The organism is Kitasatospora sp. NBC_01246, from assembly GCF_036226505.1.
Lineage (GTDB): Bacteria > Actinomycetota > Actinomycetes > Streptomycetales > Streptomycetaceae > Kitasatospora.
Genome location: NZ_CP108484.1, coordinates 2,184,398 through 2,197,532 on the forward strand (window position 1 = coordinate 2,184,398; position 13,135 = coordinate 2,197,532).

12 protein-coding genes are annotated in these 13,135 nt (G+C 72.8%); 2 read left to right on the forward strand and 10 right to left on the reverse strand.

Going from position 1 to position 13,135, the window contains the following annotated elements; genetic code table 11:
- Positions 1–10: 10 nt before the first annotated feature.
- Both OG618_RS09450 and OG618_RS09455 read right to left on the reverse strand, forming a co-directional pair.
- The gene (locus tag OG618_RS09450; protein WP_329486867.1) at positions 11–517 is read right to left on the reverse strand and encodes an FBP domain-containing protein; all 507 of its coding nucleotides are present in this window, start codon (positions 515–517) and stop codon (positions 11–13) included.
- A 186-nt stretch (positions 518–703) separates the two neighbouring features.
- Positions 704–1,582 (reverse strand): SAM-dependent methyltransferase, encoded by an 879-nt coding sequence (locus tag OG618_RS09455; RefSeq protein WP_329486868.1) that lies wholly within the window; start codon positions 1,580–1,582, stop codon positions 704–706.
- Positions 1,583–1,838: 256 nt separating this feature from the next.
- On the opposite strand from OG618_RS09455, the gene OG618_RS09460 reads away from it, so the two are divergent.
- Positions 1,839–2,777: a polysaccharide deacetylase family protein gene (locus OG618_RS09460; RefSeq protein ID WP_329486869.1), complete on the forward strand. Its 939-nt coding sequence runs from the start codon at positions 1,839–1,841 to the stop codon at positions 2,775–2,777.
- A gap of 247 nt (positions 2,778–3,024) precedes the next feature.
- Complete coding sequence (locus OG618_RS09465) at positions 3,025–3,894, forward strand: 3-hydroxybutyryl-CoA dehydrogenase (protein ID WP_329486870.1); 870 nt, start codon at positions 3,025–3,027, stop codon at positions 3,892–3,894.
- A 404-nt stretch (positions 3,895–4,298) separates the two neighbouring features.
- Here OG618_RS09465 and OG618_RS09470 read toward each other — a convergent pair whose 3' ends face one another.
- From OG618_RS09470 to rpmI, 8 genes are all read right to left on the reverse strand, one after another.
- Complete coding sequence (locus OG618_RS09470; RefSeq protein WP_329486871.1) at positions 4,299–5,030, reverse strand: DUF7873 family protein; 732 nt, start codon at positions 5,028–5,030, stop codon at positions 4,299–4,301.
- A gap of 93 nt (positions 5,031–5,123) precedes the next feature.
- Positions 5,124–5,963: a chitosanase gene (locus tag OG618_RS09475; protein WP_442906775.1), complete on the reverse strand. Its 840-nt coding sequence runs from the start codon at positions 5,961–5,963 to the stop codon at positions 5,124–5,126.
- A 226-nt stretch (positions 5,964–6,189) separates the two neighbouring features.
- Positions 6,190–8,691: a phenylalanine--tRNA ligase subunit beta gene (pheT, locus tag OG618_RS09480; RefSeq protein ID WP_329486872.1), complete on the reverse strand. Its 2,502-nt coding sequence runs from the start codon at positions 8,689–8,691 to the stop codon at positions 6,190–6,192.
- On the reverse strand, positions 8,691–9,812 hold the full coding sequence (gene pheS / locus OG618_RS09485; protein WP_329486873.1) for a phenylalanine--tRNA ligase subunit alpha: 1,122 nt from the start codon (positions 9,810–9,812) through the stop codon (positions 8,691–8,693). The genes pheT and pheS overlap by 1 nt, the downstream gene beginning before the upstream one ends.
- 277 nt (positions 9,813–10,089) lie before the next feature.
- Positions 10,090–11,193, reverse strand: a complete 1,104-nt coding sequence (locus OG618_RS09490; RefSeq protein WP_329486874.1) for a sensor histidine kinase — start codon at positions 11,191–11,193, stop codon at positions 10,090–10,092.
- Between the two features lie 125 nt (positions 11,194–11,318).
- The gene (locus tag OG618_RS09495; protein ID WP_329486875.1) at positions 11,319–12,185 is read right to left on the reverse strand and encodes a TrmH family RNA methyltransferase; all 867 of its coding nucleotides are present in this window, start codon (positions 12,183–12,185) and stop codon (positions 11,319–11,321) included.
- Between the two features lie 139 nt (positions 12,186–12,324).
- On the reverse strand, positions 12,325–12,720 hold the full coding sequence (gene rplT / locus OG618_RS09500; RefSeq protein ID WP_329486876.1) for a 50S ribosomal protein L20: 396 nt from the start codon (positions 12,718–12,720) through the stop codon (positions 12,325–12,327).
- Positions 12,721–12,829: 109 nt separating this feature from the next.
- Positions 12,830–13,024 (reverse strand): 50S ribosomal protein L35, encoded by a 195-nt coding sequence (rpmI, locus tag OG618_RS09505; RefSeq protein ID WP_329486877.1) that lies wholly within the window; start codon positions 13,022–13,024, stop codon positions 12,830–12,832.
- Positions 13,025–13,135 lie beyond the last annotated feature (111 nt).

A 13,135-nucleotide genomic window follows, 5' to 3' on the forward strand; every position in this document is an offset into this window, starting at 1 on the left:
CCCGGCGGTCTCAGGCCGGGGTGTCGGTGAGGACCTTCGCCAGGAAGGCGTCCAGGTTCGCCACCGTGCGGGCCACCAGCTCCTCCTGCGACAGCGACTCCTCGGGTCGGCTGACCAGGGCGGACTTCTTCAGCCCGCGCAGGTAGAGCGAACAGGCCAGGTCGGCGCAGATGTAGGTGCCGACGGTGTTGCCCTCGCGGCCGGAGACGCCGGCCCGGCGGGCGGCCAGCAGCGCCACGCCCGAGCCCGCGTGGGCGGAGAGGCACAGCGAGCAGACGTTCGTCTTGGTCAGGCTGCGGCGCACGGACGGCACCCGCAGTGTGACGCCGACCAGCTCGCCGCCGTGCTCGGCGACCAGGTAGCCGCGGTCGGGTGCGCCCTGGTCCCGCCAGCCGAGGAAGTCCAGGTGCTCCCACGGGAGTTCAGCCAGACCCCGGGGCAGGTTGAGCCGACGGGCCTCGCCCTTGGAACAGTTGACGAAGGAGCCGCGGATCTCGTTCTCGCTCAGGGGGTTCATGATTCGCAACGTAACACCGAGCGCGCCGGGCGGTCGCGGCATTTTCCACCGAAGCGTCCCCCTGTGCGCCACCCGATGCTCCCGCCCGCGGCCCGGAACGGGCCGGGGCCGGTGCCCGGCCCGGGCACCGGGGCCGGGCGCCCGCACGGTGGTCGGGGCCGCACGGCGCGGGCCCCGACGGGTGGTTCAGGCCTTGAAGGCGACACCCGCGTAGGCGGAGACGTCCTGCCAGCCCGCGGGCAGCTCGTCGGTCGGGACGTGGCCGGCCCCGGCGCGCCAGAGCGGGAGCTGGACCAGACCGGGCCCGGCGAACCCGAAGTCGCCGAAGAAGGGCTCGACGGCGGCGCGCGGACGCAGCACCAGCGGCGCGCTGGCGCTCCGGTAGATCCGGGTGCCCTCGGCCGCGCTCTCCCGGGAGGCGAAGTCCGGGCTGCCGTGCGAGAGGATCAGCGCGCTGCCGGGCGCGAGCGCGTCGCGCAGGGTGCGGACGATCTCCTGGGCGCCGTCCTCGTCGCGGATGAAGTGCAGCACCGCGACCAGCATCAGGGCCACCGGCCGGTCCAGGTCGACGGCGGCGCGCAGGCCGGGGTGGTCGAGGATGGTCGCCGGCTCGCGGAGGTCGGCCTCGATGACGGAGGTGTGGCCGGCCTTGTGGCTCGCCAGCAGGGCGCGGGCGTGGGTGGCCACGATCGGGTCGTTGTCGACGTACACCACGCGGGCGTCCGGGGCGGCCCGGCGGGCCACCTCGCTGGTGGAGCCGACGGCGGGGATGCCGGTACCGATGTCGACGAACTGGCGGATGCCCTGGCCGGCCACGAACTCGACGGCGCGGCCGAGGAATTCGCGGTTGGTGCGGGCCAGCAGCGGCAGCGCGGGGTAGGCCGCTATCGCGGCCTCGGCGGCCTTGCGGTCCGCCTCGAAGTTGTCCTTGCCGCCGAGGTAGTAGTCGTACATCCGGGCGGTGTGCGGAACGCCGGTGTCCAGCTCGGTCGGCGGCTGCCAGTCCTCGGCCTTCACCCAGTCCCAGTCCGTACCGACGTCGGTCGTCGCGGTGTCCTCGTGCATCCTGCTTTCCGCCCCCTCAAGCCCACTGCCGGAATGCCTGCCCGTCACGGCGCCGGAGCGCCGCGCTGCGCGGGCGGCCCGGCCTGCCGGGCCCACCACGCGGCGCGCGGTGATCGTATCCGACGACACGCCGTGGAGACAGCGGGAGTTCAGGATTCCGCAGCTCCCCGGCCGTGGTGCGGGCACGTCCTCCCGGCGGGTCGGGTCGGCGCGCTCGAATCGCCCCGGGGTTTCACCGTCTCTATGCTGGCTGCCGATGACTGCCGACCGGATGACCGCCGACCGCCGCACCGTCCTGCGCGCCACCGCCAGGTTCGCCGCCCTGACCGCCCTCGGCGGCCCGCTCGCGGCCTGCGCCGGGACCTCCCCGCGCCGGGCCGACCCGGGGGCGCTCGCCGTCCACCCCGGCACCGTGGACCCGGCCGGCGGCGACCCGGCGGCGGTCGACCCGGCCTGGGCGGCCGGCGAGGGCGCCGCCTCCCCCTCCCCGGACCCCGCCGCCCCGGCCGGACCGCAGGGGGCGGCCTCCCCCACCGCGGCCGCCACCACCGTGGCGCCGCCGGTCCCGCCCACCCTCACGCCGCTCGCCCCGGGCACCCCCGTCGAGGTCGCGTACGGACCGCGGACCGGCCGCAACGTCGCCCTGACCTTCCACGGCAGCGGCGACCCGAGGATCGCCACCGCCCTGCTGGAGATCGCCGAACAGCGCGGCGCCGCGCTCACCGTGATGGCCGTCGGCAGCTGGCTGGACCAGCAGCCGCAGATGGCCCACCGGATCCTGGACGGCGGGCACGAGCTGGGCAACCACACCCAGAACCACCAGAACATCTCCGCGATGGGCCCCGACCAGGCGCGCGCCGAGATCGCCCAGTGCGCGGAGCGGCTGCAACGGCTCACCGGCTCGATCGGCCGCTGGTTCCGGCCCTCCGCCGCCCAGTACGCCACGCCGATGGTGCGCGAGCAGGCCCGGGCGGTCGGGTACGAGCACGTGCTCTCCTTCGACGTCGACCCGCGCGACTACAGCGATCCGAGCGCCGCGGAACTCCAGCGCCGGGTGCTCGCCTCGGTGAAGGGCGGCTCGGTGGTCGCCCTGCACATGGGCCACCAGTGCACGGTGGACGCGCTGCCGGGCATCCTGGACGGACTCACCAGGGCGGGGCTCGCGCCGGTCACCGCCAGCCGGCTCTGCGCCTGAGCCCTCCGGGCGGCGGGTGCGCCGGCAACCCGGGCGCACGGGTCCCGCGACCCGGGCCCACCCCTTCGGAGCAGCGCCCGCGGACCCGGTTCAGCCTGGGAGGGGATGACCTACCGACGGGTACGGAGTAGTAACGTCGTCGGGGCGGTGCACCGGTGCACACCTATCGGTGCGCCCGCCCGCTGAACAGCAGCTTGCTGGGACACCTGTCGCTGGGAGACCCCCGGCACCACCGAAGGGCAACTGAGTGAGTGACATCGCGCGCGTCGGAGTGATCGGCTGCGGTCTGATGGGGTCGGGCATCGCGGAGGTGTTCGCCCGGGCGGGGCTGGACGTCCTGGTGTCGGAGGCGAGCGGGGAGGCCCTGGAGTTCGGTCGCACCCGGCTGACCAACTCCCTGGAGACGGCGGTCAAGCGGGGCAAGCTGAGCCCCGAGGACCGCGACGGGGCGATGGCCCGGCTGTCCTTCACCACCGACCTGGCCGACTTCGCCGACCGCGACCTGGTGGTCGAGGCGGTCGCCGAGCGCGAGGACATCAAGGTCCAGATCTTCCAGACGCTGGACCAGGTGGTCGAGCGCCGGGACGCCATCCTGGCCTCCAACACCTCGTCGATCCCGATCGTGAAGCTGGCCGCCGCCACCTCGCGCCCGGAGCAGGTGATCGGCCTGCACTTCTTCAACCCGGCGCCGGTGCAGAAGCTGGTCGAGGTGATCCCGACGCTGACCACCTCGGCGACCACCACCGAGCGGGTCGAGACCTTCGCCTCCGAGGTGCTGGGCAAGGAGCCGATCCGCGCCCGCGACCGGGCCGGCTTCGTGGTGAACGCGCTCCTGGTGCCGTACCTGCTGTCGGCGGTGCGGATGTTCGAGTCGGGCGTGGCGACCGCCTCCGACATCGACAAGGGCATGGAGGCCGGCTGCGCCCACCCGATGGGCCCGCTGCGGCTGTGCGACCTGATCGGTCTGGACACCATCGTGTCGATCGCCGAGTCGATGTACGACGAGTACAAGGAGCCGCTGTTCGCCGCTCCCCCGCTGCTCTCCCGGATGGTCGACGCGGGCCTGCTGGGCCGCAAGTCCGGCCGCGGTTTCTACGACTACACCGCGAGCGTCTGAACCCGGGAACGGTGACGGGGCCCGGGAGCGGTATCCAGCTACCCGGGCCCCTGAGGTGCCACCCAATTGCTTGCACCGGCACGTTTAAGGGTGTGGGTCATTCTCACAGCATCGCGCTTTGCCATTGAAGCTACCGCGCCACGATAGAGGCGCAGACGGGAGTCGAACCCGCATCCGACGCTTACAGCACACACCCGGTCGATCCGGCGCTCGGCGGCGAATGCTGAGCCTGGAGCGAGAGTCTGAGTCTTACAGGGGCGCCTCTGCCATGTTGGGCCACTCCGGCGCGAAATGCCGGAGGGAGGACTCGAACCTCCACATTCTCCCCTGATATCAGCTTCAACCTCAGTATCAGCTTGCGCTCTTCGCGCCACCCCCGCTCTCATACGGGGGCGATCTGGGGGCTACCCGAACAGGTAGCCGAACACCGCCTCACCGACCCGGCGGTCGGTGACCTCCGAGCCGTTGGCCTCCTCGCGGGCGAACTGGACGGCCTGCTGGAGCTTCTCGACCCGCTCCAGGAGCTCGTTCACCCGCCGGGCCGGAAGGGCCCCGGAGAACTTGACCGTCGTCCAGTAGCCGACGGCGATGTCCTCGTAGTACACCTCGACCTGCGCCGGGTGCTTCTCCGTGGCCTCCGCCTTCACGTGGTTGCGCGGCACCTTCTTGGTGCGGATCGTGCGCACCGCCTCGGTCTTCCAGGAGTCCGTCGAGGCGTCGTGGTTCCAGGCCTCGGCGGCGTCCAGCACCGGCAGCTTCCGCACGAAGGTGCGCAGGTCGGTGAGCTGCTTCTCCAGGAAGAGCAGGTAGGTGACCGGCACCTGGGCCACCAGCGTCCGGCCGTCGACCACGACGTCGGCGCGGGCCTCGGTGTTGGCCCAGTCCTTCGTCGCGGTGACGTCGAACAGCCGGGACAGCGTCGCGGACGTGGTCCGCAGGACGTCCTCGGCCTTCACCTGGACGCGGGTGGACTCCGGGGGGAGCTGCTCGCCCTCCTCGTCCTTGGGCTGGTACGTCCGGGAGATGCCGGCCAGCAGCGCGGGCTTCTGCAAGTCCTGGTGGGACTGCGTCAGCTCCTGGAAGGACTTGGACTTGACGCCCTTTTCGACGGCGATGATCTGGTTCAGCTTTGCCACGTCGTCGAACGTATCAGCGATCGTGGCGGGGTGTCACCCGATAAACGGGGCGACCGCGGAGGCCGGGCGAACGGCCTCCGCGGTCGGCACGGGTCAGCTGTTGATGCTGTAGCTGTCGCCGTAGACCTTCCACTTGAGCGGGGGGTTGAGGTCGAAGTTCTTGGCGTTGAGGAAGACCAGCTGCTCGGTGTCGACGCGGCTGGTGTCGGAGTGCGCCTCCTCGGTCTTCATGGCGGCCCGGCGGGCGTCCAGGAAGGCCTTGAGGTAGGTGGCCTCGTCGCCGCCCTGGGCCGGGGTCTTGGCCTTCTTCATGGCGGTCTTGCGGATCCCGCCGAAGCTGGTCGAGCTGGTGCCCGGGCCGTGCATGACGATGGCGTCGTAGTAGGCGAACTGGCCGAGCGCGCGCAGGCCGTCGGACTTGGCCTGGCTGACGGCGGGGTTGAAGTAGACGCGGTCGCGCTCGTCGTTCTGCGCCTGCTGGAAGACGCCGTCCTTGGCCGCGGTGGCCCAGTCCTTCTCGAAGGCGCTGCCCAGGCCCGCGTGCGACTCGGTGCCGTTCACCTTGCGCAGCGCCGGCAGGTACTTGGTGAGGACGTTGCCCGGCTTGAGGTCGGTGTAGTGCTCGACCAGGTCGAGCATGTCGCCGGTGCCCGAGCAGAAGCCGATGATGCCGGCGGTGTAGCCGCGGCCGTCACCGATGTCCTCGATGTACTTGTACTGCGACTTCCAGTCCAGCGAGGAGTTCTCGGCGCTGGACACCAGCTGCATCGCGATGTCCTTCTTGTGCGGGTCGTCCAGGCCGACGGCCTTGGCCTGGACGACGGCCGCGGTCGGCGCCGCGTGGGCTGCGCCGGCGGCCGCGACCGTGGCGGGCGCGGCCATCAGCAGGGCGGCGAGGGCTATCCGGACGGTGCGGTGCTGGGGACGGTGCATCTGACGCTCCGTGTTCCGTGGGGGGACGGCGGGGGGATGCCGTCGACCGGGAGTTAGGAAACTTTCCTAACCAAGGAATAGCGCCCACGATCCCTGCTCCGCAAGGGTTTTGACGGAAACTCCTCAAAGAGCCAGGTCAGCCGCACCGGCCGGACCGCCACCGCCGGGACGACGAAGGGCCCCGCCGCCGGAAACCGGCGACGGGGCCCTCCCCCCGGGATGCGCGTCAGGCGCCGCGGAGCACCGCGCCGGTCCGGGCGACGGCCTCGGCCACGGCCGCCTCGCGGGCCGCGCTGGCCTCGTCGGCGGTCAGCGTGCGGTCGGCCGCGCGGAAGCGCAGCGCGTAGGCCAGCGACTTCTTGCCCTCGCCGACCTGCTCGCCGGTGAAGACGTCGAACAGCCGGATGGCCTCCAGCAGTTCGCCGGCGCCGGCCCGCAACGCGGCCTCGACCTCGGCGGCCGGGACGGCGCCGTCGACGATCAGCGCCACGTCCTGGGTCGCGACCGGGAACGCGGAGACGGCCGGGCCGGAGACCCGGACGGCGCCGTCGGCGGTCAGCAGGTCGAGGTCGACCTCCATCGCGCTGGTGCGCTCGGGCAGGCCGAGCGCCTTGACGACGCGCGGGTGCAGCTCACCGGCGTGACCGACCACCCGATCGGTCCCCGCGACCACCAGCTCGGCGCAGCGGCCCGGGTGCCACGGGGCCAGCCGGCCCTGGCGGACGGCCAGTTCGACGCCGGCCGCACGGGCCACCGCACGGGCGGCCTCGATCGCGTCGGCCCAGGAGGCCGGGGCGCCCTTGCCCCACCAGCCGGACGGCACCCGCTCGCCCGCGAGGGCGGCGGCGATCCGACGCGGCTGGTCCGGCAGGGCGGCGTCGAGGGCGGCGAGCTCCTCGTCGCTCGGACGGCGGTCGACGGCCGGACGCGGCGCGACGGACTGCTCGTCCTTGGGCAGGAAGACGGTACCCGTCTCGAAGATCGCCAGATCGGTGTTGCCGCGGCCGACGTTGCGGCGCAGCGCCCCGAGCAGGCCCGGCAGCAGCGTGGTGCGCAGCGCCGGCTCCTCGTCGTTGAGCGGGTTGACCAGCTTCACCGTGCGGCGGCGCCGGTCGTCCTTCTCCAGGCCGAGCCCGTCGAAGGCGGCCTCGCCGACGAACGGGTAGTTGTTGACCTCGACGTAGCCGGCGCCGGCCAGCGCGACACCGGCCCGGCGGTGGGTGCGCTGGGCCTCGGTCAGGCCCTTGCCCGGCGGCACGGTGGGCATCCGGGCGGGGACGTTGTCGTACCCCTCCAGGCGGATGACCTCCTCCGCGAGGTCGTACGGGTCGGTGAGGTCGGGGCGCCAGGTCGGCGGGGTGACCTCCAGGACGTCGGCGCCCGCGACGGAGCAGCCGATCTCCTGCAGCCGCCGGGTGACGGTCTCCCGGCCGTAGGCGGTGCCGGCGACGCGGTCGGGCAGGTCCGCGGCGATGGTGATGGTGCGCACCGGGTGCGGGGCCGCGATGTCGGTGACCCCGGCCTCGGCGGTGCCGCCGGCGATCAGGACCAGCAGGTCGACGGCGCGCTGCGCGGCGGCGCGGGCGGCCTCCGGGTCGACGCCGCGCTCGAAGCGCTTCGACGCCTCGGAGGGCAGCTTGTGCCGCTTGGCACCGCGGGCGATCACGACCGGGTCGAAGTGCGCCGCCTCGATGATCACCTCGGTGGTGCCCGGACCGGCGGCCGGGTCGAGGATCTCGGTGGAGGCACCGCCCATGACACCGGCCAGGCCGATCGGGCCGCTGTTGTCGCAGATCAGCAGGTCCTCGGCGGAGAGCTTGCGCGCGACGCCGTCGAGGGTGGTCAGGGTCTCGCCCTGCTCCGCCCGGCGGACCACGATGGGGCCGTCCACGCGCTGCTTGTCGTAGGCGTGCAGCGGCTGGCCGACCTCCAGCATCACGTAGTTGGTGATGTCCACGGCCAGCGAGATCGGCCGGATGCCGGCCTTCTGCAGGCGGCGCTGGAGCCAGATCGGCGACTTGGCGGTCGGGTCGAGGCCGATCACCGTGCGGGCCACGAAGCGGTCGCAGCCGGCCGGGTCGGCGACCTTGACCAGGTAGCCGTAGGAGTTCGCCGGCGGCACGTCGAGCAGCGCCGGGTCGGCCAGCGGCAGCCCGTACGCGGCGGCGGCCTCGCGGGCCACCCCGCGCATCGAGAGGCAGTAGCCGCGGTCCGGGGTGACGGCGATGTCCAGCACCTCGTCGACGAGCTGGAGCAGCTCGACGGCGTCGGTGCCGGGCTCGTACTCCGGCGGGAGGACGATGATGCCGTCGTGGTCGTCGCCCATGCCCAGCTCGCGGGCCGAGCAGATCATGCCGGCCGAGGTGTGGCCGTAGGTCTGGCGGGCCGCGATCGGGAACGGGCCGGGCAGCACGGCGCCCGGCAGGACGACGACGACCTTGTCGCCGACGGCGAAGTTGGTCGCGCCGCAGACGATCTCCTGCGGCTCGCCGGTGCCGTTGGCGTCGCCGACGTTGACGAAGCAGTGCCGGATCGGCTTCTTGAAGCCGGAGAGCTCCTCGATGGAGAGGACCTGGCCGACCACCAGCGGGCCCTTGAGGTCGCCGCCGATCTGCTCGACCGTCTCGACCTCCAGCCCGGCCCGGACCAGTCGCTCCGCCACGTCGCGGCCGGTCTCGCCGGCCGGCAGGTCGACGTACTCGCGCAGCCAGGAAAGCGGGACGCGCATCAGATCTCCATCCCGAACGGGAGGGTGAAGCGCACGTCACCCTCGACCATGTCGCGCATGTCGGCGACGTTGTGACGGTTCATCAGGATTCGCTCCAGGCCCAGGCCGAAGGCGAACCCGCTGTAGCGGCTCGGGTCGATGCCGCAGGCGACCAGCACCCGCGGGTTGACCACGCCGCAGCCGCCGAGCTCGATCCAGCCCTCGGAGGAGCAGGTGCGGCAGGGCCGGTCCGGGTTGCCGACGCTCTCGCCGCGGCAGACGAAGCACTGCAGGTCGATCTCGGCGCTCGGCTCGGTGAACGGGAAGTACGAGGGCCGCCAGCGCAGCTCCAGGCCGTCCCCGATCAGCTTGGACACCAGCAGCTCGATGGTGCCCTTGAGGTCGGCGAAGGTGATGCCCTCGTCCACGGCCAGGCCCTCGACCTGGCGGAAGACCGGGGTGTGGGTGGCGTCCAGCTCGTCGGTCCGGTAGACCCGGCCGGGGCAGACCACGTAGATGGGGGGCTCGCGGTCGAGCATGGTGCGGGCCTGGACCGGGGAGGTCTGGGTCCGCAGCACCACGCCGGAGTCGGCGGAGCCGTCCGGGGCCTGGACGAAGAAGGTGTCCTGCATCGAGCGGGCCGGGTGGTCCGGTCCCAGGTTGAGGGCGTCGAAGTTCAGCCACTCGGCCTCGACCTCGGGGCCCTCGGCGACCTGGTAGCCCATCGCGACGAAGGTGTCCTCGATGCGCTCGGCCAGCGTGGTCAGCGGGTGGCGGGCGCCGCGCGGGGTCCGGTCGTAGGGCAGCGTGACGTCCACCGCCTCCTCGACCAGGACGCGGGCGTCGCGCTCCGCCTCCAGCTCGGCCTGGCGCCGGGCGAGGGCCTGGTTGACGGCGCCGCGGGCCTGGCCGATCAGCTTGCCGGCGGCGGCCTTGGCATGCGGGGGCAGAGCGCCGATCTCGCGGTTGGCGAGGGAGAGCGCGGAGCGGTCGCCGGTGTGGGCGACCTTGGCCTGCTTCAGCTCGTCGAGGCTGGTGGCGGCGGCGAAGGCCCGGACGGCCTCGTCCCGCGCCTGCTCCACCACCTCGGGCTTGAGGGCCTCGACCTCGACCGGGTCGTACGACTTGTTGGGTGCCGACATCTCTATCTTCCCGTGCTCCTGCTCGTCCGTGCTCAGGTAAGGGCTCGTGCCTTCGCGTGACGCCCGGCGTGGCCGGGGCACGGGCAGCCCCCGCCGCAGGTGCTCGGAAGGGGTGTCCGCGGCACGGCCGCGCAGGGCGTCCCACAACGCCAAAGGTCGAGTGTAGTCGCAGCGCATGGTGCGGCTGCCGTCAAGCCCGTCCGGCCTCCCGATCCGCACCGGGCTCCGGGGGTGGCGGCGCCGCCCCGGAGCCCGGCGCGGCTGCCTCCAGGCTCCGTCAGAGCATGAAGTCGGGCACGCCGGCGGGCAGGATAAATCGGAACCGGGCGCCGCCGCCGGGCGCGCGGTCGACGCGGATCGAGCCGCCGTGGGCCTCCACGATGCCCTTGACGATGTAGAGGCCCAGACCCGTGCCGCCGCGCTTGGAACCGCGCCAGAAGCGGGTGAACACGCGCGGCATCGAGTCCTCGGGGATGCCGGTGCCTTCATCGCTCACGGTGACCGCGGTGCCTTCCACAGTTCGGGGCGGAGTGCCGGAGCGCTCCCAGACGGGTGCCTCGACGACCTCCTTGGCCGGTGCCACCTCGATCGTGACAGTTCCCTCACCGTGGCGCACCGCATTTTCCAGCAGGTTGGCCAGCACCTGGTCCACCTTGTCCGGGTCGGCCCAGAGCACGGTGAGCGGCTCGCTGATCCGGATGTCGAAGCGGTCCTCGGGGATGCCGGTGGCGACCTTGCGGTCCACGTGCCGGCGCACCGAGGCGGCCAGGTCGACCACCTGCTTGCGCAGTTCCAGCCGCCCGGCGTCGATCCGGGAGATGTCCAGCAGCTCGGCGATCAGCCGGGTGACCCGGTCGGCGTCGGCGTCGACGGTCTCCAGCATCAGCCGCTTCTGCCCGTCGGTGAACCGCTCCCACTTCGCCAGCAGGGTCGCGGTGAAGCCCTTGACGCTGGTGAGCGGCGAGCGCAGCTCGTGCGCGACGGTGGCGATCAGCTCGGCGTGGCTGCGCTCGGTCCGCCGGCGGGCCTCGGTGCCGCGCAGCGCGATCACCAGCCGCTCCAGCGGCGCCTGCGGGCGCGTCCGGACGTAGCGGGCGGACACCAGCACCTCGCGGCCGCCGGGGAGCAGCAGATTGCGCTCGGGCTGGCTGGTCCGGGTCGCCAGGCCGCCGTACGGGTCGGTCAGCTGCCACCAGCGGCGGCCGTCCAGGTCCTCCAGCGGGAGGGCGTGCTCCAGCGGGCTGCCGAGCGCGGCCTCCTGGAGGATGCCGGTCAGCCGGGCGGCGGTGCGGTTGAAGCAGACCACCCGGCCCAGGGCGTCGGCGACCACCAGGCCGTCCGGCAGGTCGTCCGGGTCGAGCTCTGGCCCGCTGCCGACCATGGGTGTCCTCCCCGATTACCCACCGTGTCTTTCCCCCCACCGAGGCAGACCCTAGCGTCTCGCGGCCCCCCGCAGTAGGGCCCGCGGCGTCGCGATGACGACTTCCGGGAGCGTCCGGGTACGGCCTACGCCCGCGCCCGGCAGCCGCCGGGCGAGCGCTGCGCCCGGGCGGAGGCGTAGAGGCAGACGGCGGCGGCCGTCGCGAGGTTGAGGCTCTCGGCGTGTCCGTGGATCGGTACGCGCACCACCTCGTCGGTGAGGGCGCGGGTCTCCTCCGGGAGCCCCCAGGCCTCGTTGCCGAACACCCATGCGCCGGGCGCGCCCAGCGTGCCCTCGTCCAGCTCCTGGTCGAGGTCGCGCTCCCCCGCGCCGTCGGCGGCCAGCACCCGCACGCCGGCCTCGCGCAGCCGGCCGACCGCCTCCTCCACCGGCACGCCGACGGCGACCGGCAGGTGGAACAGGCTGCCGACGGAGGCGCGCACGGCCTTCGGGTTGTACAGGTCCACCGAGGCGTCGGTCAGCACCACCGCGTCCGCGCCGGCCGCGTCGGCGGTCCGCAGCACGGTGCCGGCGTTGCCGGGGTCGCGCACGTGGGCGAGCACCGCGACCAGCTTGGGACGGGCCGCCAGCACCTCGGCGAACGGGGTGTCGATGAACCGGCAGAGCGCCACGATGCCCTGCGGGGTCACGGTGTCGCAGATGTCCGCGATGACCTCGTCGGTGGCGGTGAGCACCGGCAGCCCCTCGGCGCGGGCGGCGGCGACGATGCCGGCGTGCCGCTCGGCGGCCTCGGGGGTCGTGTAGACCTCGACCACGGCGTGGTCGGCCGTGCCCGGCAGCGTCCCGAACGCGACGGCCTCCCGGACGGCCTGCGGGCCCTCGACGAGGAAGCGGCGCTCCTTGGTGCGCTGGTTCCGCTTGGCGAGCCGGCGGGCGGCGACGACGCGGGGCGAGCGCAGGGAGGTCAGCAGGGGGGTGTCGGTGCTCGACATGGTCTCGTCTCTGAGGCGGGGCGCCGGTGGCGTGCAGGGACTGTGGCGGGGAAACGCAAAACCGGACCCGCAGGGAGAGCCTGCGGGTCCGGTCGGTGCGACGAACCGATCCCGGGGGGATCAGGCCGATCCAGGAGGATCAGGCGGCGTCGGCGGCGGCCCTCGGGGCGTTGACGTCGGCCGGCAGCGCCTTCTGCGCGACCTCGACGAGCGAGGCGAACGCGCCCGGGTCGTTGACCGCGAGGTCGGCCAGCATCTTGCGGTCGATCTCGACGCTGGCGGCCTTCAGGCCCTGCACGAAGCGGTTGTAGGTGATGCCGTTGGCACGGGCCGCAGCGTTGATGCGCTGGATCCACAGCTGACGGAAGTCGCCCTTGCGCTTCTTGCGGTCGTTGAAGTTGTAGACCAGCGAGTGGGTGACCTGCTCCTTGGCCTTGCGGTACAGGCGCGAGCGCTGGCCCCGGTAGCCGCTGGCGCGCTCCAGGATGACCCGGCGCTTCTTGTGGGCGTTGACTGCCCGCTTGACGCGTGCCACTTGATTACTCCTTGGGTTGGACCACGGACTACTTCACGCGGTCCGTCATTCGAATGGGTCGGGAAGGATCAGCTGCCCCGCTCACGGCTCGCGCCGGGCGGGAGGGCGATCACTTGCCGAGAAGCTTCTTGATCTTCTTGGCGTCGGCGGGGGCCACCACGACGGTGCCGGCCAGCTTGCGGGTCAGCGTGGAGGGCTTGTGCTCCAGGAGGTGGCGGCGGCCGGCGCGCTCGCGCAGCACCTTGCCAGAGCCACTGATCTTGAAGCGCTTGCTGGCGCCACTGTGCGTCTTCTGCTTCGGCATTTCGCCGTATCTCCTCGTCGGTCCGTCCACGCCCGCGCGGTGTGCGCCGCGCGGGCGTGAAGGATGGATCTGCGATGACCGGGCGGACGCCCGTTCACCTTGGTGGCCGGT

What these genes read in the sequence shown, in the direction of transcription:
- OG618_RS09490 (WP_329486874.1), bottom strand. Translation starts at nt 11,193, where the DNA reads ATGGTCGGCAGCGGGCCAGAGCTCGACCCGGACGACCTGCCGGACGGC.
- rpmI (WP_329486877.1), bottom strand. Translation starts at nt 13,024, where the DNA reads ATGCCGAAGCAGAAGACGCACAGTGGCGCCAGCAAGCGCTTCAAGATC.
- OG618_RS09495 (WP_329486875.1), bottom strand. Translation starts at nt 12,185, where the DNA reads ATGTCGAGCACCGACACCCCCCTGCTGACCTCCCTGCGCTCGCCCCGC.
- OG618_RS09450 (WP_329486867.1), bottom strand. Translation starts at nt 517, where the DNA reads ATGAACCCCCTGAGCGAGAACGAGATCCGCGGCTCCTTCGTCAACTGT.
- OG618_RS09455 (WP_329486868.1), bottom strand. Translation starts at nt 1,582, where the DNA reads ATGCACGAGGACACCGCGACGACCGACGTCGGTACGGACTGGGACTGG.
- pheT (WP_329486872.1), bottom strand. Translation starts at nt 8,691, where the DNA reads ATGCGCGTCCCGCTTTCCTGGCTGCGCGAGTACGTCGACCTGCCGGCC.
- OG618_RS09460 (WP_329486869.1), top strand. Translation starts at nt 1,839, where the DNA reads ATGACTGCCGACCGGATGACCGCCGACCGCCGCACCGTCCTGCGCGCC.
- OG618_RS09475 (WP_442906775.1), bottom strand. Translation starts at nt 5,963, where the DNA reads ATGCACCGTCCCCAGCACCGCACCGTCCGGATAGCCCTCGCCGCCCTG.
- pheS (WP_329486873.1), bottom strand. Translation starts at nt 9,812, where the DNA reads ATGTCGGCACCCAACAAGTCGTACGACCCGGTCGAGGTCGAGGCCCTC.